This window comes from Dysosmobacter sp. Marseille-Q4140 (genome assembly GCA_018228705.1).
Lineage (GTDB): Bacteria > Bacillota > Clostridia > Oscillospirales > Oscillospiraceae > Oscillibacter.
In genome coordinates this window covers 1,140,197-1,162,331 of the sequence record CP073694.1, presented here as the reverse complement: position 1 = coordinate 1,162,331, position 22,135 = coordinate 1,140,197, and the positions used below count along the sequence as shown (strand labels likewise).

Sequence of the window (22,135 nt, the reverse complement as noted above, 5' to 3'; positions counted from 1 at the left end):
GCTCAAAAGCAAAAGTAGCATACCACACTTGCCCGAGGATTGCAAAGAAAAAACGGCTTTTCCGAAAAAAGTTCACAAATCCACCGGGAAAACCACCAAAACCGCCGACCCGGACCGGCCTTTTCCGCCGGTTTTCTATCAAAAAGGACAAAGGCCGGGCCGTTCCAAAGGAACGGCCCGGCGGGATCCGTCTCCGGAGCGGGCGGGGAAGCGCGCCTAGATCTCCGTGTCCAGCAGCATCCGCACCCGGCTGGCCACGGTGCCCTCGCCGGTGGAGGGGTCGAAATCCACGCCCACGATCAGGCTCCCCGGGAGCTTGCGCTGGAGGGCGGCGTACTGGCCCCGGGCGCAGATGTGGCCCGGCAGGCACCCGAAGGACTGGCAGCACAGCACTCTGCGGTATCCGCACCGGACCCATCCGGCCATCTCCGCCGCCATGAGCCATCCGGCCCCAAGCGCGCAGGACATGGGGGCCAGGCCCCTGGCCTGCTCCTTGAGCTGCCGGTAGGGCGGCAGGGCGGAAAAGCCCGCGTCCTGCAGGATCTCCAGCATCCGCCGCTGGGTGCGGCCCAGCCAGGCCCCCAGAGCCCGGCCTCCCAGCCGCACGGGCAGGGGCCACACGTCCAGGTGGGTGTCGAGGTAGTACAGGGCATACCAGCTGATGCCGTTCAGGCCCACCTCGCAGCCGTGGGCTTCCAGATAGGCCACCATGTCCCGGTTGCCCAGGCGGCAGTTTTTCGTGTAGATGTCTCCGGCCAGCCCCACCTTCCGGAGGGGCCGGTCCGTCACCGGCACCGCCCGGAAGTCGGCGGCCATCTCCCGGCACCGGCGCAGGATGCCGCCGTCCGACAGGTTCTGCCCCCGGCGCAGGTCCTCTCCCAGAACCGCCAGCCACCGCTGCCGCAGGTCCTCCGTCCGGCCCGGAACGGTCTCCCGGGGCCGCCGCTGGGCGGCCATGGCGGACAACGCGTCCCCCCAGAACAGCGCGGCCCTGGCCCGGAGCAGCATCCCCGGCCCCACCGGCAGGGCGGCGCTCCGCTCGAGCCTGCGGACATTGAGGCTCAGCAGGGCCACCTGGGAAAAGCCCGCCTTGTCCAGAATGGGCCGCAGCAGCCGGATCAGGCAGGAGCCCCGGCAGGCGTCCCCCGCCTGGGCCACCAGCACGCCGGTCCGCTCCGGGTCGTATTTCCCGGACCGCAGGGCGTGGAGGACCTGCCCGGTGATGAGGACGAAGGGCGTGCACAGGTCGTTGTGGACGTACCGCCGGCCCAGGTGCTCCAGCTCCCGCCAGTCCCCCTCCAGCAGAACCACGTCCCACTGCCGGGAGGCAAAGGCCCACCGCAGCAGGGGGTAGTGGGCATCCAGCAGGGAGGGGATCAGCAGCGTCCGCTCAGCCATGGGGATCCTCCAGCCGCTCATCCAGCAGCATCCGGATCCGGCTCTGGACCGTGCCGGGGCCGGTGCTGGCGTCGTAGTCCACGCTCACCAGCCGGGCTTGGGGCAGCTTGCGCTGGAGTGCGGCGTACTGACCCTTGCCGAAGATGTGGCCGGGAAGGCAGGCGAAGGGCTGGATGCACAGCACTTTCCGGTAGCCCAGCCGGGCCCAGCCGTTGATCTCCGCGGCGATCAGCCACCCGTCCGCCACGGCGACCCGCAGGGGGGCGTAGCCCTCCGCCTGGCGCTTGAGCTCCGGCAGGGGCGGCAGGGCGGTGTAGCCCGCCTCACGCAAAATGGCGATCATCTCCCGCTGGATGCCGGACAGGTACCGGAACAGCAGCCGGTAGACCCGCCGCAGCGGCGCGGAGCCCTTGAGCATATGGGTGTCCATGTAGTACAGGGCGTACCAGGTGATGCCGCCCACGGCGATCTCGCAGGGCTCCGCCGCCAGATACCGCTCCAGATTCCAGTTGCCCAGGCGGCAGTACTTCGTATAGATCTCACCCACGACGGCCACCTTCTGCGCCGGCCGCGGGACCGTCTCTACTGCCCGGAAGGACGCCGCCATCTCCCGGCAGCGGACCAGGAGCTCCCGGCGGAACAGGTTCCGGTCCTGGGCCAGATCCTGCCCCAGGGTGTCCATCCACTGACGCCACAGGGCCTCCGCAGTGCCGGGCACGGCCTCGTAGGGCCGGGTCTGGTTGCGCAGCAGGGCCAGCGTGTCTCCCCACACGGCGGCGGCCAGGGCCCGCCGGACCATGGAGGGGGTGATGGGCAGGCCGGTGTCCCGGTCGATGCCCCGGACGTTGAGGCTCAGCAGAGCCACCTGCTCATAGCCCAGGCCGTCCAGCACCCTGCGCATCAGCCGGATGCCGCAGGAGCCCCGGCACTCGTCCCCGGCCTGGCCGAAGAGGACGCCGGTGCGGGCGGGATCGTAGTTCCCGGACCGCAGGGCGGAGAGCACCTGCCCCGCCACCAGGAACACCGGGTAGCAAAGCTCGTTGTGGAAGTGCCGCAGGCCCAGCTCCGCCAGCTGCGGGTCGTCCTCCGTCAGCAGCACCGGCTCCCACTGCTCCGACGCGAAGGCGTATTGCAGCAGGGGGAACCAGTCGTCCAGCAGGGACGGGATCAGCAGTGTCCGTTTTTCCGCCATGGGCCCACCTCCTTTTTCCCCAGCATACCGGAAACGGAGCGGCGATACAAGGCGGAAACGGTTACAAATTACCCGCCTGTGGCCCTTGCTAGCGGCGCGGGTTTGTGCTAAACTGACAAAAAGACCCGGGCCCGGTTGGCCGGGACGGAAATTTGAAGGAGGACCTCCCATGAAGCTGAGCTTTTTCGGCGCCGATCAGTGCGTGACCGGCAGCTGTCACTGTCTGGAAGTCAATGGCAAGCGGATCCTGGTGGACTGCGGACTGCAGCAGGGCCGGGACGAGGTCTCCAACGAGGAGTTCCCCTTCGCGGCCAATACCATCGACGCCGTGCTGGTGACCCACGCCCACATCGACCACTCCGGCCGCATCCCCATGCTCATCAAGCAGGGGTTCCAGGGCCGCATCCTCACCACCCGGCTCACCGCCGACCTGCTGGAGATCATGCTGCTGGACTCCGCCCACATCCAGGAGTCCGACGCCGAGTGGAAAAACCGCAAGGGCGAGCGCTCCGGCGCGCCCCACGTGGACCCCCTGTACACCATTGAGGACGCCCAGCGGGTGAACGAGTTCATGACCACCTGCGAGTACGGCGAGACGGTGGATCTCTGCGAGGGCGTGAAGGTGGAGTTCGTGGACGCCGGCCACCTGCTGGGCTCCGCCTCCATCATCGTGGACGCCACGGAGGGCGGCGTCACCAAGCGGCTGGTGTTCTCCGGCGACATCGGCAACGTCAACCAGCCCATCATCCGGGACCCCACCCTCCTGACCGGGGCGGACTATGTGGTCATGGAGTCCACCTACGGCGACCGCAACCACACGGAGGTGTGGAGCTATACCGACGATCTGGCGAAAATTATCGACGAGACCATCGCCAGAGGCGGCAACGTCATCATCCCCTCCTTCGCCGTGGGCCGCACCCAGGAGCTTTTGTACTTCATCCGGGAGATCAAGGACGCCAGAATGGTCAAGAGCAACCCGGACTTCCCGGTGTACATCGACTCGCCGCTTGCCAAGAAGGCCACCACCATTTTCACCGGCGACCTCCACGGCTACCTGGACGAGGAGGCCCTGGAGCTGGTGCAGGACGGCACCCATATGTTCAACTTCACCAACCTGCGCATGACGGAGACCAGCGAGGAGTCCAAGGCATTGAACATGGACCCCACCCCCAAGGTCATCATCTCCGCCTCCGGCATGTGCGACGCGGGCCGCATCCGCCACCACCTCAAGCACAACCTCTGGCGTGAGGAGTGCACCGTGGTGTTCGTGGGCTTCCAAGGGGAGGGCACCCTGGGGCGGAGCCTCCTGGAGGGCACCAAGAGCGTCCGGCTCTTCGGCGAGGAGATCGCCGTCCACGCTCAGATCGTCAACTTCCAGGGCCTCTCCTCCCACGCCGACCGGGACCATCTGCTCTCCTGGATCCAGTCCTTCCGTTCCCCCAAGCCCCAGCACGTGTTCGTGGTCCACGGCGACCGGGAGGTGGCACCCTACTTTGCCAAGAGCGTGGAGGCCCTGGGCTTCACCACCCACGCCCCCCAGTACACGGAGGTCTACGACCTGATCGCCGACGCCGTCGTGGACCGGGGCTACCTGCCCGAGCGCAAGGCCAAGACCGCGGCGGGCACCCGTGCCAGCGCCGCCTACGAGCGGCTGGTGGCCGTGGGCAACCTGCTCATGGAATCCATCAAGCGCTCCAAGGGACGGGACAACAAGTCCCTGGCCCGCTTTGCCGACCAGCTGCGCCAGCTGCTGGAGAAGTGGGAGGCGTAAGCAGAGAAAGGAGCCGTTATGGACAGCAACAGGAGGCAACGCACACTTGTTATTTTGCTGGCGGTTCTGCTGCTGGCCGCCGGCGCGGTGTATACCGCTCCCCGCATGAAACTCTCCGGCCCCGCCGGGTATACGGCGGAAGGCGCGGCGAACTTCAATGCGGACTGTCAGGCGGGGGAGCCCTGCCTGCTGGGATCGGTCAACATCCGGTGGCATAACCGGGGCCCCCTGGACTGGACGCTGCCCTATACCATTGAGAACATCACGCTCTGCGACGGGGACGGCCATCCTCTGGCAGAGCAGCCGGAGAGCCTGGCGTACGATCTGGCGACCACAAATGTTTGGCCCGGCGCCGGGATCTACGAGGACCGGCAGGCGCTGCTGGCGGAGTATGCCCAGGCGGACCTGAAAGAGCTGCCGGCGTCGTTTGCGGCGGGCAGCCGGGAGCTTGGCGCCCTGGTGCTGGTGGAGCAGCCTTTGACGGAGGACGCCGGGGCATGGCGGGTGAAGGTGGAGTACCGCCTGCTGGGTCTGATCCCCCAGTCGGCGGAGACTGCGCTCTTTGCCGGCATCGGAGGGGAAGCGTGACAGGCGGCCCCAATAGCGTTGATCGCGGCCCGGCCCAGCGCCGGGCCGCAGCAGTCAGTGGAGGAGAGTGTCCTATGGAACTGCGGATCCTCAGCAGGGAAAAAAGCCGGAAGCCATGGCCCTTTGCTGGCGGGTGTTCCTGCAATTCGAGGCGCCGGACTACCCGCCGGAGGGCGTGGCGGCCTTCCGGTCCTATATCGAAGATGCGCAGACAGTGGACGCCCTGACGGTGCTGGGCGCCTTTGACAACGGAGTGCTGACGGGCGTCCTCGGTGCGGAGGGGAACCATGTGGCGCTGTTTTTCGTGGATCCGGCCTATCACCGCCGGGGGGTGGGCCGGGCCCTGATGGCGCGGCTTCTGGAGGACCGCCGAACGGAGGCGCTGACGGTCAATGCCGCCCCCTACGCCGTGGAGATCTACCGCCGTCTGGGATTTCGCCCCACGGACCGGGAGCGGCTGGCTCCCGACGGCATCCGCTACCGCCCCATGGAGCGGCTCCCGGAATCAGACTGTTCAACATCAACGCGCCCGTAAAGGCGGACGAAGGATCTGCCTGTGAGCGGTACGCGGCCCCGGCAGCTGATACAGGTTCCCCATCGAGGGGAACAGGAGCGGATGACCGCGGGCTTCCCGCAGCCCCGCCGCTCCCGCCGGACAGCGAAAAGAATCCCCGCCCCTCCGGGGCGAGAAACAAGAGGTTTCCCAATGGAAAAACTGCAAGAAAATCACATTTATACCGGCACCGTGGAGGGCTACTCCAGCGACGGCTACGGCATCGTCCGCCTGGACGGGGCCGTGGTGTTCGTCCCCGGCGCCGTCCGGGGCGAGACGGTGGATCTGAGGATCACCAAGGTCATGAAGACTGCCGCCGCCGGGAAGATCGTGAAGATCCACGCCCCCTCCCCGGAGCGGGCGGAGCCGGAGTGCCCCTATTACGGCCGCTGCGGCGGCTGCGACTTCCAGCACCTGACTTATCCGGAGGAGCTGCGGGCCAAGCGCCAGCGGGTCCAGGACGCCGTCACCCGCCTGGGCGGGTCCGCCGTGGAGGTGGAGGAGATCCTGGGGGCCAAGGACCCCACCCACTACCGCAATAAGAGCCAGTACCCGGTGGGCGCCGACGGCGCCATCGGCTTTTTCCGGGAGCGGAGCCACCAAGTGGTGGCGGTGGAGCGGTGTCTGATCCAGCGGCCGGAGGCGGACCGGACCGCAGAGGCGGTCCGCGCCTGGATGCGCCGCTACAAAATCTCCGCTTACGACGAGACAACCGGCAAGGGCCTGGTGCGCCACGTCTACGTCCGGGTCAACCGGGCGGGGGAGAGCCTTTGCTGCCTGGTGGTCAACGGCCGGGGCGTGCCCCGGGAGCCGGAGCTGGCGGCCCTGGTCCGGGCGGCGGCGCCGGGTACCGTGGGCGTGCTCATCAACTCCAACACCCGCAAGGGCAACGTGGTCCTGGGGGAGCGGTACCGCACCGTCTGGGGCCAGGACTATTTGATGGACACCCTGCGGGGACTGACCTTCAAGCTGTCGGTGCCGTCGTTCTATCAGGTGAACCCGGCCCAGACGGAGGTCCTCTACGGCAAGGCCCTGGAATTTGCCGCCCTGACGGGAACGGAGACGGTGCTGGACCTGTACTGCGGCATCGGCACCATCACATTGTGCATGGCGGGCTCCGCCAGGCGGGTCATCGGCGCGGAGATCGTGCCGGAGGCCATTCAGGACGCGGAGGAGAACGCGGCGCGCAACGGCATTGAAAACGCGGACTTCTTCTGCGGCGACGCCGCCGATGTGGCAGCCCGGCTGGAGGGGGAGGGCCTGCGGCCGGACGTGGTCACTGTGGACCCGCCCCGGAAGGGCCTGGCGCCGCAGGTCATCGCCTCCATCGCGGCCATGGGGCCGGACCGGGTGGTGTACGTCTCCTGCGACCCGGCCACCCTGGGCCGGGACGTGAAGCTGTTTGCCCAGGCCGGATATGCGCTCACCCGGGCCTGCGCTGTGGACATGTTCCCTGGCACCCGCCATGTGGAGACCGTGGCGCTGCTGGCGCGGCAGGCCGCTGCGGGCGCCGCCCGGAGCTGAGGGGGCGGAGAGCTCCCGGCATCTCATTCCTTTTGGGAAAGGCGACAGAAGTGTCTCTACCAATCTCCCGCAGATCCGTGTATCATACGGAGCATAAGGAGGGAGAACCTATGGATTCGTTCGGTAAGAAAGTGAGAGAACTGCGCACGGCGGCCGGATTGAGCCAGGAGAAGCTGGCGGAGCAGCTGGAGGTCGCCGAAAAGACGGTGCAGCGGTATGAGAAGGGCCTGCGGCCGGACACCTATGGTCTGGCAAAATTGGCCTCCTTTTTCAACGTCTCCGCAGATTACCTGCTGGGCTTGAAAGGGTATGAGCAGCAGCTGCTGGAGCGGGAGAGCAGACTCAAAGGCGCGAAGGGATACAACAGGCTGTACGCCCATTACCTCAAATGCCTGAACGATTACGAGATCTCGGAGGACAAAGACTATTACTGGATCGAGCTGGGGGATGACTTCATGGGCGGGCAGACCCAGTGGGTCGGCTGGGCGGATAAGGAACACCGCCTGGAGCTTCGGGCACTGCGGCCGGTGAAGCCCAGAGAGGCCGTGGCCCTGTGCACAAAGGTGTCGGGTAAGCCTATGGTCCTCAACAGCCAGCTGGACGCAGAGGTCTTTCGCATTTACGGCGGACAGGCCATCGTGCGGGAGGATATCTGCAAGGCCTGGCTGCCGGAGTTTCTGGAGGTGACTGCTGCGGAAAATCCGGAGCTGGCCGCCCTGCGCAGATATGACAGACTGCTTGGGCGGACCTGAGGCTCAGGAGTCCCGGAGGAGCGGAGAAACTGCAGTTCCGGGGCAAAACCCGCGGAAAAATCCTTTCCGGCGGCTTTTCTTTTCCGGCGGGCTGTGGTACAATGACCTCAACTTGGACCGGCCCGGGGCGATGCCCGGCGGGACCGGATACGGAACGGGAGGCGGAGACGATGATGAACGGCTTATTCACCGCGGCGGAGCGGTATCTGCGGCGCTGCAAGTGGTGGGATATCGCGCTGTTGAAGATGTGCCTTTGCGCCATGGGCGTGCTGATCGGCCTGGCGGTGCCGGCACGGCGGAAACGGACGGCGGCCTGGACAGCCTCGGCAGTGTTCGTGGTCACCTATATCCCCCTGATGGCCCGCTTTTTGCAGGATCTCCTGGGTCTGCGGACCCCTATCGAGGACATCTACCCCCCGGATGTGGACCTGACGGAGGATATTCCCACCGCCGCGCCCTGAGGGGAGTTGTAAAACGCCGGAAAACGGTGTATGATAAAGGCACCATCGAAATTTGAAGGAGAACATCCGGAACAGGAGGAGCCCCCCTATGAGCAAAACTGCACGCATGGTCATGAAGATCATCGGCGCCAGCCTGGCCCTGGCGGCTTTCGTCTGCCTGCTGATCGGCGGGTGGCATGACCTGACCGTCGGCTGCTGCGGCATGAGGAAACGGCTGAGCCAGAAATTCAGCTCGGAGTACGACGACTACGCCGACGAGGATCTGTACGACTGAGAAAACAGGTGAAAAACCGCCGGGTCCGCTTTTGCGGACCCGGCGGTTTTTTGCGGATGCGGAGTCTCTCCGGCGGCGCGGCGGAAACCGGCCGGTTTTGCATGCTTGCGGCAGTTTTATACAAAAAACAGCCGGGAAAAACATCCCGGCTGTGCATGCTGCCTCCTTGACAGGAGAGAAATTCCATGGTAAAATAAATCGCTTATGTAGTGATGGCGGCTAGTACGCCATTCTTCATTACCTGCGTTTACCATAGCACATTTCCCACTCCATTGCAAGAGCAGGTAACAATATTTTTAACAACAGCACCGTGCGTATCAAATGCGCCGCGGGGCCTGCGCCCCTCCGAAAAAACCATGCGTCTCCGCCGGACAGGGCGGCGGCGCGGCAGAAAGGTGAATGAGAAGATGGCCAAAGACAAGCTTTACGGAAAGACCCTTCGTAAGAACTTTGCCCGGCACGAGGAAGCCATGCCCATGCCGAACCTTCTGGAGATCCAGAAGACGTCTTACCAGTGGTTTTTGGACACCGGCCTGCGGGAGGTGTTCGCCGACGTTGCGGCGATTACCGACTACCAGGGCAATCTGGAGCTGACCTTCATCGACTACAAGATGGACGAGGCCCCCAAGTACGACGTGGAGGAGTGCAAGGCCCGGGACGCCACGTATGCCGCCCCCCTGAAGGTGAAGGTCCGCCTGCGCAACAAGGAGACCGAGGAGATCAAGGAGCAGGAGATCTTCATGGGCGATTTCCCGCTCATGACCCACTCCGGCACCTTCGTCATCAACGGCGCCGAGCGCGTGGTGGTCTCCCAGATCGTCCGCTCCCCCGGCGTGTACTACGGCAAGGAAGTGGACCTCAAGACCGACCTGCCCATTCTGACCTCCACCGTGATCCCCTACCGGGGCGCCTGGCTGGAGTATGAGACCGACGCCAACGAGGTCTTCTGGGTCCGCATCGACAAAAACCGCAAGATCCCCATTACCTGCCTGATCCGGGCCCTGGGCCTCAAGACCGATCAGGAGATCCTGGATACCTTCGGCGACGATCCCCGGATCGTGGTGACGCTGGAGAAGGATCCCTGCAAGAACTACGAGGACGCCATGCTGGAGATCTACCGCAAGCTGCGTCCCGGCGAGCCCCCCACGGTGGAGGCTGCCGAAACCCTGATCCACAATCTGTTCTTCGATCCCCGGCGGTACGATCTGTCCATCGTGGGCCGGTACAAGTTCAACAAGAAGCTGTCCCTGTGGCACCGTGCCGCCGGCTACAAGCTGGTCTATCCCGTGGCCGACCCCGCCACCGGCGAGATCCTCTTTGACGAGGGCCACCTCCTCAGCAAGGAGGACGCCCGGGAGCTGGACGCCGTGGGCGTGGGCGAGGTCACCATCGACGTGGAGGGCCAGAGCCTGCGGGTCATGTCCAACAAGATGTGCGATATGAGCCGGTACGTGGACTTCGACCCCCTGGCCGAGTGCGGCATCAAGGAGCGGGTCCGCTTCGCCGTGCTCCAGGAGCTGCTGAGCCAGTACAGCGGCGAGGAGCTCAAGGACCAGATCCGCCTGCACAAGGACGATCTGGTGCCCAAGCACATCATCGTGGATGACATCCTCACCTCCATCAACTATATGAACGGCCTGGCCCGGGGCATCTCCGTCAAGGACGACATCGACCACCTGGGCAACCGCCGCCTGCGCTGCGTGGGCGAGCTGCTGCAGAACCAGTTCCGCATCGGCTTTTCCCGGATGGAGCGGGTCATCCGCGAGCGCATGACCATCCAGGATCTGGATGTGGTCACCCCCCAGAGCCTCATCAACATCCGCCCCGTCACCGCCGCCATCAAGGAGTTCTTCGGCTCCAGCCCCCTGAGCCAGTTCATGGACCAGACCAACCCCCTGGCCGAACTGACCCACAAGCGGCGCCTTTCCGCCCTGGGCCCCGGCGGCCTGAGCCGTGAGCGCGCCAACATGGAGGTCCGCGACGTCCATTACAGCCACTACGGCCGCATGTGCCCCATTGAGACCCCCGAAGGTCCCAACATCGGCCTGATCTCCTACCTTGCCACCTACGCCCGGATCAACGAGTACGGCTTCATCGAGGCCCCCTACCGGGCCGTGGACAAGGCCACCGGCAAGGTCGCCATGGACGTGACCTACATGACCGCCGACGAGGAGGACAACTACATTGTCGGCCAGGCCGCCGAGCCCCTGGACGAGAACGGCTGCCTCATCAACGCCCGTATCACCGCCCGGCACCGGGACGAGATCGTGGAAGTGGACCGGGAGCGCGTGGACTATATCGACGTCTCTCCCCGCATGATGGTCTCCATCGCCACCGCCATGATCCCCTTCCTGCCCAACGACGACGCCAACCGTGCTCTGATGGGCGCCAACATGCAGCGCCAGGCCGTGCCTCTGCTCAAGCCCCACGCCCCCATCGTCGGCACCGGCATGGAGCACAAGATCTGCATCGACTCTGAGATCGCCGTCCTGGCTGAGGGCGACGGCGAGGTGGTCTCCGTGGACGCCCGCCACATCACCGTCCGCTATGACGACGGCCATGTGAAGGACTACAAGCTGACCAAGTTCCTCCGGTCCAACCACGGCACCTGCATCAACCAGCGGCCCATCGTGTCCGTGGGCGAACGGGTCCACGGCTGGGGCACCAACCCCGACGGCTCCATCCAGGATCCCACCGTCCTGGCCGACGGCCCCGCCACCGAGCAGGGCGAGATCGCCCTGGGCCAGAACATCCTGGTCGGCTTCATGACCTGGGAGGGCTACAACTACGAGGACGCCGTGCTGCTCAACGAGCGGCTGGTCCGGGAGGATCTGTACACCTCCATCCACATCGAGGAGTACGAGATCGACGCCCGTGACACCAAGCTGGGGCCCGAGGAGATCACCCGGGACATCCCCAACGTTGGCGAGGACGCCCTGAAGGACCTGGACGAGAACGGCATCATCCGCATCGGCGCCGAGGTCCGCTCCGGCGACATCCTGGTAGGCAAGGTCACCCCCAAGGGCGAGACCGACCTCACCGCAGAGGAGCGGCTGCTGCGGGCCATCTTCGGTGAGAAGGCCCGGGAAGTCCGGGACACCTCTTTGAAAGTTCCCCACGGCGAGAGCGGCATCATCGTGGACGCCAAGGTCTTTACCCGGGAAGCCGGCGACGAGCTGGGTCCCGGCGTGAACATGGTGGTCCGGGTGTATATCGCTCAGCGCCGCAAGATCCAGGTGGGCGACAAGATGGCCGGCCGCCACGGCAACAAGGGCGTCGTCTCCCGGGTTCTGCCCCAGGAGGATATGCCCTTCCTGCCTGACGGCACCCCGCTGGACATCGTGCTGAACCCCCTGGGCGTGCCCTCCCGTATGAACATCGGCCAGGTGCTGGAGGTCCATCTGGGCTACGCCGCCCACGCCCTGGGCTGCAAGGTGGCCACCCCCATCTTCGACGGCGCCCGGGAAGAGGACATCACCGCCATGCTCAACGAGGCGGGCCTGGATCCCGAGGGCAAGAGTGTCCTGTACGACGGCCGCACCGGCGAGCCCTTTGACAACAGGGTCACCGTGGGCTACGTCTACTTCCTGAAGCTGCACCACCTGGTGGACGATAAGATCCACGCCCGCTCCACTGGCCCGTACTCCCTGGTCACCCAGCAGCCTCTGGGCGGCAAGGCCCAGTTCGGCGGCCAGCGCTTCGGCGAGATGGAGGTGTGGGCCCTGGAGGCCTACGGCGCCGCCTACACCCTGCAGGAGATCCTGACCGTCAAGTCCGACGATGTCACCGGCCGTGTCCGCACCTACGAGGCCATCGTCAAGGGCCACAATGTGCCCCAGCCCGGCGTGCCCGAGTCCTTCAAGGTCCTGGTCAAGGAGCTCCAGTCCCTGTGCCTGGACATCCAGGTGCTGGACAAGGACGGCAACGCCATCGAGCTGAAAGAGGACGAGGACGCCATGGACACCTTCAACCTGGCCCGGATGGACGCGGACGACGACCGTCATCGCGCCTTTGCTGAGGAGGCCGAGTTCCAGGAGTCCGGCTTTGAATTCGAGGACGCGCCGGAGGACGCCGGCGCCGACATCGACGTGGGCTTTGACGAAGAATGATCCAGAACTGGTTCTGTTCGTCTGACAAATCCATTCTGAATCATTTTTAAGGAGGAAATCGCGACATGATCGATAACAATACCGGCAACAACATCGCCTTTGATGCCATCAAGATCGGCATGGCCTCCCCGGAGCAGATCCGCGAGTGGTCCTACGGCGAGGTGAAAAAGCCCGAGACCATCAACTACCGCACTCTCAAGCCCGAGCGGGACGGCCTGTTCTGCGAGCGCATCTTCGGACCCACCAAGGACTGGGAGTGCCACTGCGGCAAGTACAAGAAGATCCGCTACAAGGGCAAGATCTGCGACCGCTGCGGCGTGGAGGTCACCCGGGCCAAGGTGCGCCGTGAGCGCATGGGCCACATCGAGCTGGCCACTCCCGTCAGCCACATCTGGTATTTCAAGGGCATCCCCTCCCGGATGGGCCTGCTGCTGGACATCAGCCCCCGGATCCTGGAGAAGGTGCTGTACTTCGCCAACTATATCGTCACCGACCCCGGCGAGACCCCGCTGACCAAGAATCAGATCCTCTCCGAAAAGGAGTACCGGGACTACCGGGAGAAGTATGAGGACGACTTCCAGGCCGGCATGGGCGCCGAGGCCGTGAAGAAGCTGCTCCAGGACGTGGATCTGGAACAGCTCTCCGCCCAGCTCCACGCCGAGCTGAAGGAGTCCTCCGGCCAGAAGAAGGCCCGGATCGTCAAGCGGCTGGAGGTGGTGGACGCCTTCCGCCTCTCCGGCAACAAGCCCGAGTGGATGGTCATCGACGTGCTGCCCGTGATCCCGCCGGAGCTGCGGCCCATGGTCCAGCTGGACGGCGGACGGTTCGCAACGTCCGACCTCAACGACCTGTACCGCCGGGTCATCAACCGCAACAACCGCCTCAAGCGGCTCATCCAGCTCAACGCCCCGGACATCATCGTCCGCAATGAGAAGCGGATGCTCCAGGAGGCCGTGGACGCCCTGATCGACAACGGCCGCCGCGGCCGGGCCGTCACCGGCGCCAACAACCGCGCCCTCAAGTCCCTGAGCGACCTGCTCAAGGGCAAGCAGGGCCGCTTCCGCCAGAACCTGCTGGGCAAGCGCGTGGACTACTCCGGCCGCTCCGTTATCGTGGTCGGCCCCGAGCTGAAGATCTACCAGTGCGGCGTGCCCAAGGAGATGGCCGTGGAGCTGTTCCGTCCCTTTATCATGAAGAAGCTGGTGGAGGACGGCACCGCCAACAACATCAAGTCCGCCAAGAAGATGGTGGATAAGGGCGTCACCGAGGTGTGGGACGCTCTGGACGTCATCATCAAGGACCACCCCGTCATGCTCAACCGCGCCCCGACGCTGCACCGCCTGGGCATCCAGGCCTTCGAGCCGGTGCTGGTGGACGGCCGCGCATTGAAGCTGCACCCCCTGAACTGCACCGCCTTCAACGCCGACTTCGACGGCGACCAGATGGCCATTCACGTGCCCCTGTCCGCCGAGGCCCAGGCCGAGGCCCGCATCCTGATGCTCTCCGCCAACAACCTGCTGCGTCCCCAGGACGGCGGCCCCGTCACCGTCCCCACCCAGGACATGGTGCTGGGCTCCTACTACCTGACCATGGACCGCATGGGCAAGGCGGAAAAGGGCGCCGAGACCATCTGGTGCGAGGATGCCGGCGACACGGACCTCACCGCCCAGTCCGAGGTGGACGCCGACGCCTTCCAGGCCGCCAACGCGGCCCTGGCCAAGGACCAGAAGAAGGCCACCTACCGGCCGGTGCGGATCTACGCCAGCGAGGAAGAGGCCCTGATGGCCTACAACGAGCACGTCATCGGGCCCCACTGCCCCATCCTGGTGCGCCGGACCCTGACCGTGGACGGCGTGGAGCACACCGCCGTGGTGGAGGCCACCCCCGGCCGCATCATCTTCAACCAGAACATCCCCCAGGACCTGGGCTTCGTGGACCGCACGGACCCGGCCCACGTGTGCGACTACGAGATCACCTTCACCTGCGGCAAGAAGCAGCTGGGCCAGATCGTGGACCGTACCATCAACAAGCACGGCTTCACCATGGCCGCCGAGGTGCTGGACGCCATCAAGGCCACCGGCTACCACAACTCCACCCTGGCCGCCATCACCGTCTCCATCGCCGACATGACCATCCCGCCCAAGAAGTACGAGATGGTGGCCGCCTCCGAGCAGGCGGTGCTGGACATTGAAAACCAGTACAAGATGGGCTTCATGACCGACCACGAGCGCTACAAGCAGGTGGTGCAGGTCTGGGAAAAGACCACCAACGACGTCTCCGACGCCCTGCAGAAGAACCTGGACCGCTACAACCCCATCTTCATGATGGCGGACTCCGGCGCCCGCGGCTCCATGAAGCAGATCCGCCAGCTGGCCGGTATGCGCGGCCTGATCGCCAACACCGCCGGCCGCACCATCGAGATCCCCATCAAGGCAAACTACCGCGAAGGTCTGACCGCCCTGGAGTACTTCATCTCCAGCCGGGGCGCCCGCAAGGGCCTGGCCGACACGGCTCTGCGTACCGCCGACTCCGGTTACCTGACCCGCCGCATGGTGGACGTCTCCCAAGATGTCATCATCCGCGAGGAGGACTGCCATGTGACCCACGGCATCAAGGTGGCGGAGATCAGCGAGAACGGCCAGGTGATCGAGAAGTTCTCCGACCGTCTGCGCGGCCGCTTCCTGGTGGGCGACGTGGTGGACACCGCCACCGGTGAGGTGCTGGTGCCCAACACCAAGATGATGGACGAGAGCGACGCCAAGCTCCTGGAGACCCACGCCTGGGTCCAGGAGAACTACCGCGAGGGCGACCGCTGCGCCTTTGATCCCGCCGTTGACGAGCATCCCACCGTCATGATCCGCACGGTCCTGACCTGCAAGGCCCACAGCGGCGTGTGTGCCAAGTGCTACGGCATGAACCTGGCCACCCAGCAGCCCGTGGGCCCCGGCGAGGCCGTCGGCATCATCGCCGCCCAGTCCATCGGCGAGCCCGGCACCCAGCTGACCATGCGTACCTTCCACACCGGCGGCCTGGCCGGCGGCGACATCACCCAGGGCCTTCCCCGTGTTGAGGAGCTGTTCGAGGCCCGCCGTCCCAAGCGGATGGCCACCCTGGCAGAGATCGGCGGCAAGGTCAAGTTTGAGGAGGCCGCCAAGGGCAGCCTCCTGAACATCATCGTCACCGCCGAGGACGGCGACACCCGTACCTACGCCGTGCCCCACACGGGACTGCAGGTGAAGGACGGCGATACCATCGAGGCCGGCGCCCAGCTGACCTACGGCGCCCTGAACCCCCACGATGTGCTCCGCATCCGCGGCTCCGACGCCGTGTACAACTACCTGATCCAGGAGGTCCTGCGGGTGTACCGCCAGCAGGGCGTGGATATCAACGATAAGCACATCGAGGTCATCGTCCGTCAGATGATGCGCAGGGTCCGCCTGGAGGACGCCGGCGACACCAAGCTGCTGGACGGCTCCATGGTGGACGTCCTGGAGCTGGACGACGCCAACGAGGAGATCGACCGCCGCAATGCCGCGGGCGAGCGCCAGGAAAACGGCGAGCCTTTGCGCCACGCCGTGGGGACCCAGCTGCTCATGGGCATCACCAAGGCGTCTCTCGCCACGGACTCCTTCCTCTCCGCCGCCTCCTTCCAGGAGACCACCAAGGTCCTGACCGAGGCCGCCATCAAGGGCAAGGCCGACCACCTGGTGGGCCTGAAGGAGAACGTCATCATCGGCAAGCTGATCCCCGCCGGCACGGGCCTGACGGCCTACCACACCTTTGCGGAGGAGCTGGTGCCCGAGACCGCTTCCCCGGAGGCGGAGACCGAGCCCGAGCTGCCCGTGTTCGAGGGCTGAGCTCCGATCGTTCCCTGCATTTTCCCCGAAGCGGGGCTGCGGATGATTCCGCAGCCCCGCTTTTTGCCACGCAGAGGCCAAAAAACGCCGGAAAGTCCCCGCCTTTTTTGAAATTTGCCTTGACGGATGAATTTTCCCATGATATAATCCTTATCTGCGCGGAATAGAAATTCTGCGAATTTTGCCATGCATTTTCAGGAGGAATTCCCGTGATCACGGAACTTGCTTCCCAGGAGAAGGTCGTCGGCGTGAAGCAGTCCCGCAAGGCGATCCGGGAGGGCCGGGCCAGGCGGGTGTATCTGGCCTGCGACGCGGACCCGGCCATCACTGACCCCATCGCCGCCTCCTGTGCCCAGGCGGGTATCCCGGTGGAGACGGACTACACCCTGACCCAGCTGGGTCAGGCCTGCCGCATCACCGTGGGCGCTGCCGTGGTGGCGGTCCTCGCCCTGTGAGGAAAATTTGGTTTTTTCGGAATAGCCGCAAGGCGTTCCGCAAAAAATAAAGGCTGTCGCCTGCGGCGGCGGCCGGAAAATATGGAAAGAAAGGAGAACACTAATGCCTACTTTTAACCAGCTGGTCCGGAAAGGAAGAGAACAGGCTTCCTACAAGTCCACTTCTCCCGCGCTGCAGTTCGGTCTGAACACCCTGAAGACCAAGACCACCAACCTGCCTTCTCCCCAGAAGAGAGGCGTGTGCACCGCCGTGAGAACCGCGACCCCCAAGAAGCCCAACTCCGCTCTGCGTAAGATCGCCCGTGTGCGTCTGACCAACGGCTACGAGGTCACCGCCTATATTCCCGGCGTGGGCCACTCCCTGCAGGAGCACTCCGTGGTCATGATCCGCGGCGGCCGTGTCAAGGACCTCCCCGGCGTCCGTTACCACATCATCCGCGGTACTCTGGACACCCAGGGCGTCTCCGGCCGTATGCAGTCCCGTTCCAAGTACGGTGCCAAGCGCCCCAAGCAGAAGTAAGATCTGCGAAACACTGAAAGCTTTGCCGAATAGGTTTATATATATGTGCGAACATGTTACCGCTTCGGCAGGCATACACGGAAGGCTGCAACATGCCTTTTGAGTACCTATGAGATCATAGAATTATTATGAAGGAGGGAAGCATAGTGCCCAGAAGAGGTAATGTTCCCAAGAGAGAGATCCTGCCGGATCCCGTTTACGGCTCCGTCCTGGTCACCCGGCTGATCAACAACGTCATGCTGGACGGCAAGAAGGGCGTGGCCCAGAAGGTGGTCTACGCTGCTTTCGACCAGATCAAGGAAAAGACCGAGAAGGACCCCGTTGAAGTGTTCACCCAGGCCATGGAGAATATCATGCCCAGCCTGGAAGTCAAGGCCCGCCGCGTGGGCGGCGCCACCTATCAGGTGCCCATGGAGGTCCGTCCCGCCCGCCGCACGACCCTGGGTCTGCGGTGGCTCACGACCTACGCCCGCGCCCGCAGCGAGCGCACCATGGCCGAGCGTCTGGCCGGCGAGCTGATGGACGCCGCCAACAACACCGGCTCTGCCGTGAAGAAGCGCGAGGAGGTCCACAAGGCCGCCGAGGCCAACAAGGCCTTCGCCCATTTCCGCTGGTAAGTTAGGAGAGACAGTATGCCGAGAAAAACATCTCTGGAAAATACCCGTAATATCGGCATTATGGCTCACATCGATGCGGGCAAGACGACGACGACCGAGCGTATCTTGTTCTACACCGGCGTGAACTATAAGATCGGTGAGACCCATGACGGCACTGCCACCATGGACTGGATGGCGCAGGAGCAGGAGCGCGGCATCACCATTACGTCCGCCGCCACCACCTGCTACTGGTCTGGTTCCAAGAACCAGTTCAAGCCCACCCGGATCAACATCATCGACACTCCGGGCCACGTGGACTTCACCGTTGAGGTGCAGCGTTCCCTGCGCGTGCTGGACGGCTCTGTGACCGTGCTGTGCGCCAAGGGCGGCGTGGAGCCCCAGTCCGAAACCGTGTGGCGCCAGGCCGATAACTACAAGGTCCCCCGCATGATTTACGTCAATAAGATGGACATCATGGGCGCGGACTTCTACAACGTGCTGCACATGATCGACGAGCGTCTCAAGTGCAACGCCGTTCCCATCCAGCTGCCCATCGGCTCCGAGGATACCTTCAAGGGCATCATCGATCTGGTGGAGATGGATGCCGACATCTACTATGATGACCTGGGAAAGGACATGCGCGTGGAGCCCATCCCCGCCGACATGGTGGACCTTGCCAACGAGTACCGCGAGAAGCTGATGGACGCTGTCTCCATGTTCGATGATGAGATCATGGAGATGTATCTGGGCGGTGAGGAAGTTCCTCAGGCCAAGATCCGTGCCGCCATCCGCAAGGCCACCATTGCCAATGAGATGGTGCCCGTGGTCTGCGGCACGTCCTATAAGAACAAGGGTGTTCAGAAGATGCTGGACGCCATTGTGGACTACCTGCCCTCTCCTCTGGATGTGCCTCCCATCAAGGGCGTCAATCCCAAGACCGACGAGGAGGAGGAGCGTCCCTCTGACGACAACGCCCCCTTCTCCGCCCTGGCCTTTAAGATCATGACCGACCCCTATGTGGGCCGTCTGAGCTTCTTCCGCGTCTATTCCGGCCACCTGACCACCGGTTCTTCTGTGCTCAACAGCACCAAGAACGTCAAGGAGCGCATCGGCCGGATTCTGCAGATGCACGCCAATCACCGCGAGGATATCGAGGAGGTCTTCTCCGGCGATATCGAGGCCGCCGTGGGTCTGAAGAATACCACCACCGGCGACACCCTGTGCGATGAGAAGCACCCCGTCATCCTGGAGTCCATGGAGTTCCCCGAGCCCGTGATCCGCGTGGCCATCGAGCCCAAGACCAAGGCCGGTCAGGAGAAGATGACCATGGCCCTGATCAAGCTGGCCGAGGAGGACCCCACCTTCAAGACCTACACCGACGAGGAGACCGGTCAGACCATCATCGCCGGCATGGGCGAGCTGCACCTGGAGATCATCGTCGACCGTCTGCTGCGTGAGTTCAAGGTGGAAGCCAACGTGGGCGCCCCCCAGGTGGCCTACAAGGAGACCATCAAGAAGTCCGTGGATCAGGACACCAAGTACAAGCGCCAGAGCGGCGGTTCCGGCCAGTACGGCCACGTCAAGATCAAGCTGGATCCCAACGAGTCCGGCAAGGGTTACGAGTTCATCAACGCCGTTGTGGGCGGCTCCATTCCCAAGGAGTTTATCCCCGCTGTCGACGCCGGTATCCGCGGCGCCCTGCAGGCCGGTGTTGTGGCTGGTTTCCCCGTTGTGGACGTGAAGGTCACTCTGTACGACGGCTCCTATCACGAGGTGGACTCCTCCGAAATGGCGTTCAAGATCGCCGGCTCCATGGCCTTCAAGGAGGCTATGCGCAAGGCGGATCCCGTCCTGCTGGAGCCCATCATGAAGGTCTCCGTCATTGCCCCCGACGACTACCTGGGCACCGTGATCGGCGACCTGACCGCCCGCCGCGGCCAGATCCTGGGCCAGGAGGCCCGTCCCGGCGCGCAGCAGGTGGACGCTCTGGTGCCTCTGTCCAACATGTTCGGTTACGCCACCGACCTGCGTTCTTCCACCCAGGGCCGCGGCCAGTACACCATGGAGCCCCACAGCTACGCGGAACTGCCCAAGAGCCTGCGTGACAAGATCGTCAGCGAGCGCACCAAGCCCCAGGACTGACACCCGCTGGAAAAAGTTATTGCTTTTCCCGGCAAGATAGGGTAAAATAAGCAATGTTGATTATTTCACGTTGCAACAAACACAGATTTTGAAAATTGACAGGAGGATTTTCAAATGGCTAAGCAGAAATTTGAAAGAACCAAGCCCCATGTTAACATCGGCACCATTGGTCACGTCGACCATGGTAAGACCACTCTGACCGCCGCCATCACCAAGTGGCTGTCCTACCAGGGCAAGGCTCAGTTCGAGGCTTATGACGCCATCGATAAGGCTCCCGAGGAGAAGGAGCGCGGCATCACCATCAACACCGCTCACGTGGAGTATGAGACCGAGAAGCGTCACTATGCCCACGTGGACTGCCCGGGCCACGCCGACTATATCAAGAACATGATCACCGGCGCTGCTCAGATGGACGGCGCCATCCTGGTCATCGCTGCTTCCGACGGCCCCATGGCTCAGACCCGTGAGCACATCCTGCTGGCCCGTCAGGTGGGCGTGCCCGCCATCGTCGTGTTCCTGAACAAGTGCGATCAGGTCGACGATCCCGAGCTGCTGGAGCTGGTGGAGATGGAGGTCCGCGAGCTGCTCTCCAAGTACGAGTTCCCCGGCGACGACATCCCCATCATCAAGGGTTCCGCTCTGAACGCTCTGGTGTCCGAGTCCACCGATCCCAACGCTCCCGAGTATGCCTGCATCAAGGAGCTGATGGACGCTGTTGACGACTATATCCCCACTCCCGACCGCAAGGAGGATATGCCCTTCCTGATGCCCGTCGAGGACGTGTTCACCATCTCCGGCCGCGGCACCGTGGCCACCGGCCGTGTGGAGCGCGGCATCCTGAAGCTGAGCGAGGAAGTCGAGATCGTTGGCCTGACCGACGAGAAGAAGAAGACCGTCGTCACTGGCATCGAGATGTTCCACAAGCTGCTGGACTACGCTGAGGCCGGCGACAACATCGGCGCCCTGCTGCGCGGCGTGGACCGCAACGGCATCGAGCGCGGCCAGGTTCTGGCTAAGCCCGGTTCCATTCATCCCCACACCAAGTTCAAGGGCCAGGTCTACGTCCTGTCCAAGGACGAGGGCGGCCGTCACACCCCCTTCTTCAACAACTATCGTCCCCAGTTCTATTTCCGCACCACCGACGTTACCGGCGTGATCACCCTGCCCGAGGGCGTCGAGATGTGCATGCCCGGCGATAACGTGGAGATGAGCGTTGAGCTGATCACCCCCATCGCCATTGAGAAGGGCCTCCGCTTCGCTATCCGTGAGGGCGGCCGTACCGTTGGTTCCGGCGCTGTCACCGAGGTGGGCGAGTAATCTCCCTCTCATCCAGCGTATAAAAAGAACTGCCGCGTATGCGGCAGTTCTTTTTTTGCCTCACGGCGTTTCCGGAAAGGCCAGGGTGTCCTGAAAGCCGTCGGCTCCGGCGCAGAGGATGTCCCCGGCCACCGGTGCCTCCTCGCAGACGTAGAGGTTCACCTGAACGCCCTCGGCCCGGCCAGGGTAATTGGTGACGGTGTAGGTGTAGCGGGAGACCTGCTTGCCGCAGCAGGCGGACAGGTCGAAGCCCTGCTCCGCCTGGAGCTCGTTGTAGGTCACGTAGGGTTCCGTCAGCTCCTCCGGCAGCAGGAACTGCAAGGTTTCCACCGGCTCCGGCTCTACCTCCCAGCCCAGGGACTGAAGATAGGCCACCCGGTCTTCGTTGGCAGCCAGAGTGATGGCTGGCGCCGGTTCGCCGCCGCCCCGGCCCAGCAGCAGGAATACGACTGCCGCCGTCAGGGCCAGGACGATCAGCAGCAGAACAGCTTTCGCTTTTTTGGAAAATCGCGCGGTCCAAATCACCATGTGCATCCCTCCTGCATCTTCCTATTCATTTTTCGCCGGGATTATGATACCATGTGAAAAAAGAAAAGCAGCCGCCTAAAGGCGGATACCTGAGAGGA

Annotated in this window: 17 protein-coding genes; 14 read left to right on the top strand and 3 right to left on the bottom strand. The window is 64.1% G+C overall.

The features are described 5' to 3' along the window. Positions 1–216 precede the first annotated feature (216 nt). Together KFE19_05790 and KFE19_05785 are read right to left on the bottom strand one after the other, a co-directional pair. Positions 217–1,398, bottom strand: coding sequence for a hypothetical protein (locus KFE19_05790; protein QUO39018.1), 1,182 nt, complete (start codon positions 1,396–1,398; stop codon positions 217–219). Continuing rightward, positions 1,391–2,590 (bottom strand): hypothetical protein, encoded by a 1,200-nt coding sequence (locus tag KFE19_05785; protein QUO39017.1) that lies wholly within the window; start codon positions 2,588–2,590, stop codon positions 1,391–1,393. Before KFE19_05785 ends, KFE19_05790 begins: the two co-directional genes overlap by 8 nt. Positions 2,591–2,759: 169 nt before the next feature. On the opposite strand from KFE19_05785, the gene KFE19_05780 reads away from it, so the two are divergent. The 14 genes from KFE19_05780 to tuf all read left to right on the top strand — a co-directional run bounded on the left by KFE19_05780 (position 2,760) and on the right by tuf (position 21,509). After that, positions 2,760–4,361 carry an MBL fold metallo-hydrolase gene (locus KFE19_05780; GenBank protein ID QUO39016.1) on the top strand — a complete coding sequence of 534 codons (1,602 nt, stop codon included), beginning with the start codon at positions 2,760–2,762 and terminating at the stop codon, positions 4,359–4,361. Positions 4,362–4,415: 54 nt separating this feature from the next. After that, positions 4,416–4,949 (top strand): hypothetical protein, encoded by a 534-nt coding sequence (locus KFE19_05775; GenBank protein QUO39015.1) that lies wholly within the window; start codon positions 4,416–4,418, stop codon positions 4,947–4,949. Positions 4,950–5,064: 115 nt separating this feature from the next. Beyond that, positions 5,065–5,484, top strand: coding sequence for a GNAT family N-acetyltransferase (locus KFE19_05770; protein ID QUO39014.1), 420 nt, complete (start codon positions 5,065–5,067; stop codon positions 5,482–5,484). 171 nt (positions 5,485–5,655) lie between these two features. Beyond that, entirely contained in the window at positions 5,656–7,026 is a 1,371-nt protein-coding gene (rlmD, locus tag KFE19_05765) for a 23S rRNA (uracil(1939)-C(5))-methyltransferase RlmD (GenBank protein ID QUO39013.1), read from the top strand. 110 nt (positions 7,027–7,136) lie between these two features. Beyond that, the gene (locus KFE19_05760) at positions 7,137–7,778 is read left to right on the top strand and encodes a helix-turn-helix transcriptional regulator (GenBank protein ID QUO39012.1); all 642 of its coding nucleotides are present in this window, start codon (positions 7,137–7,139) and stop codon (positions 7,776–7,778) included. A 170-nt stretch (positions 7,779–7,948) separates the two neighbouring features. After that, on the top strand, positions 7,949–8,239 hold the full coding sequence (locus KFE19_05755) for a permease of phosphate ABC transporter (protein ID QUO39011.1): 291 nt from the start codon (positions 7,949–7,951) through the stop codon (positions 8,237–8,239). 88 nt (positions 8,240–8,327) lie between these two features. Continuing rightward, positions 8,328–8,513 (top strand): hypothetical protein, encoded by a 186-nt coding sequence (locus KFE19_05750; protein ID QUO39010.1) that lies wholly within the window; start codon positions 8,328–8,330, stop codon positions 8,511–8,513. A 407-nt stretch (positions 8,514–8,920) separates the two neighbouring features. Continuing rightward, positions 8,921–12,622 carry a DNA-directed RNA polymerase subunit beta gene (gene rpoB / locus KFE19_05745; protein ID QUO39009.1) on the top strand — a complete coding sequence of 1,234 codons (3,702 nt, stop codon included), beginning with the start codon at positions 8,921–8,923 and terminating at the stop codon, positions 12,620–12,622. Positions 12,623–12,687: 65 nt separating this feature from the next. Beyond that, positions 12,688–16,479, top strand: a complete 3,792-nt coding sequence (gene rpoC / locus KFE19_05740; GenBank protein QUO39008.1) for a DNA-directed RNA polymerase subunit beta' — start codon at positions 12,688–12,690, stop codon at positions 16,477–16,479. Between the two features lie 209 nt (positions 16,480–16,688). Continuing rightward, positions 16,689–16,934 carry a ribosomal L7Ae/L30e/S12e/Gadd45 family protein gene (locus KFE19_05735; GenBank protein ID QUO39007.1) on the top strand — a complete coding sequence of 82 codons (246 nt, stop codon included), beginning with the start codon at positions 16,689–16,691 and terminating at the stop codon, positions 16,932–16,934. 103 nt (positions 16,935–17,037) lie between these two features. Next, a complete protein-coding gene (rpsL, locus tag KFE19_05730; protein ID QUO39006.1) occupies positions 17,038–17,454 on the top strand; it encodes a 30S ribosomal protein S12 in 417 nt (138 codons plus the stop codon). A 146-nt stretch (positions 17,455–17,600) separates the two neighbouring features. Then, positions 17,601–18,071, top strand: coding sequence for a 30S ribosomal protein S7 (gene rpsG / locus KFE19_05725; protein ID QUO39005.1), 471 nt, complete (start codon positions 17,601–17,603; stop codon positions 18,069–18,071). Positions 18,072–18,086: 15 nt separating this feature from the next. Continuing rightward, positions 18,087–20,192 carry an elongation factor G gene (gene fusA, locus KFE19_05720; GenBank protein QUO39004.1) on the top strand — a complete coding sequence of 702 codons (2,106 nt, stop codon included), beginning with the start codon at positions 18,087–18,089 and terminating at the stop codon, positions 20,190–20,192. Between the two features lie 114 nt (positions 20,193–20,306). Next, positions 20,307–21,509: an elongation factor Tu gene (gene tuf / locus KFE19_05715; GenBank protein ID QUO39003.1), complete on the top strand. Its 1,203-nt coding sequence runs from the start codon at positions 20,307–20,309 to the stop codon at positions 21,507–21,509. 60 nt (positions 21,510–21,569) lie between these two features. On the opposite strand, the gene KFE19_05710 is transcribed toward tuf, so the two are convergent. After that, positions 21,570–22,037, bottom strand: coding sequence for a DUF4830 domain-containing protein (locus KFE19_05710; protein QUO39002.1), 468 nt, complete (start codon positions 22,035–22,037; stop codon positions 21,570–21,572). Positions 22,038–22,135 lie beyond the last annotated feature (98 nt).

What these genes read in the sequence shown, in the direction of transcription:
- rpsL (QUO39006.1), top strand. Translation starts at nt 17,038, where the DNA reads ATGCCTACTTTTAACCAGCTGGTCCGGAAAGGAAGAGAACAGGCTTCC.
- KFE19_05760 (QUO39012.1), top strand. Translation starts at nt 7,137, where the DNA reads ATGGATTCGTTCGGTAAGAAAGTGAGAGAACTGCGCACGGCGGCCGGA.
- rpoC (QUO39008.1), top strand. Translation starts at nt 12,688, where the DNA reads ATGATCGATAACAATACCGGCAACAACATCGCCTTTGATGCCATCAAG.
- KFE19_05785 (QUO39017.1), bottom strand. Translation starts at nt 2,590, where the DNA reads ATGGCGGAAAAACGGACACTGCTGATCCCGTCCCTGCTGGACGACTGG.
- KFE19_05755 (QUO39011.1), top strand. Translation starts at nt 7,949, where the DNA reads ATGATGAACGGCTTATTCACCGCGGCGGAGCGGTATCTGCGGCGCTGC.
- fusA (QUO39004.1), top strand. Translation starts at nt 18,087, where the DNA reads ATGCCGAGAAAAACATCTCTGGAAAATACCCGTAATATCGGCATTATG.
- rlmD (QUO39013.1), top strand. Translation starts at nt 5,656, where the DNA reads ATGGAAAAACTGCAAGAAAATCACATTTATACCGGCACCGTGGAGGGC.
- KFE19_05770 (QUO39014.1), top strand. Translation starts at nt 5,065, where the DNA reads ATGGCCCTTTGCTGGCGGGTGTTCCTGCAATTCGAGGCGCCGGACTAC.
- KFE19_05780 (QUO39016.1), top strand. Translation starts at nt 2,760, where the DNA reads ATGAAGCTGAGCTTTTTCGGCGCCGATCAGTGCGTGACCGGCAGCTGT.
- KFE19_05710 (QUO39002.1), bottom strand. Translation starts at nt 22,037, where the DNA reads ATGGTGATTTGGACCGCGCGATTTTCCAAAAAAGCGAAAGCTGTTCTG.
- tuf (QUO39003.1), top strand. Translation starts at nt 20,307, where the DNA reads ATGGCTAAGCAGAAATTTGAAAGAACCAAGCCCCATGTTAACATCGGC.
- KFE19_05790 (QUO39018.1), bottom strand. Translation starts at nt 1,398, where the DNA reads ATGGCTGAGCGGACGCTGCTGATCCCCTCCCTGCTGGATGCCCACTAC.
- KFE19_05750 (QUO39010.1), top strand. Translation starts at nt 8,328, where the DNA reads ATGAGCAAAACTGCACGCATGGTCATGAAGATCATCGGCGCCAGCCTG.
- rpoB (QUO39009.1), top strand. Translation starts at nt 8,921, where the DNA reads ATGGCCAAAGACAAGCTTTACGGAAAGACCCTTCGTAAGAACTTTGCC.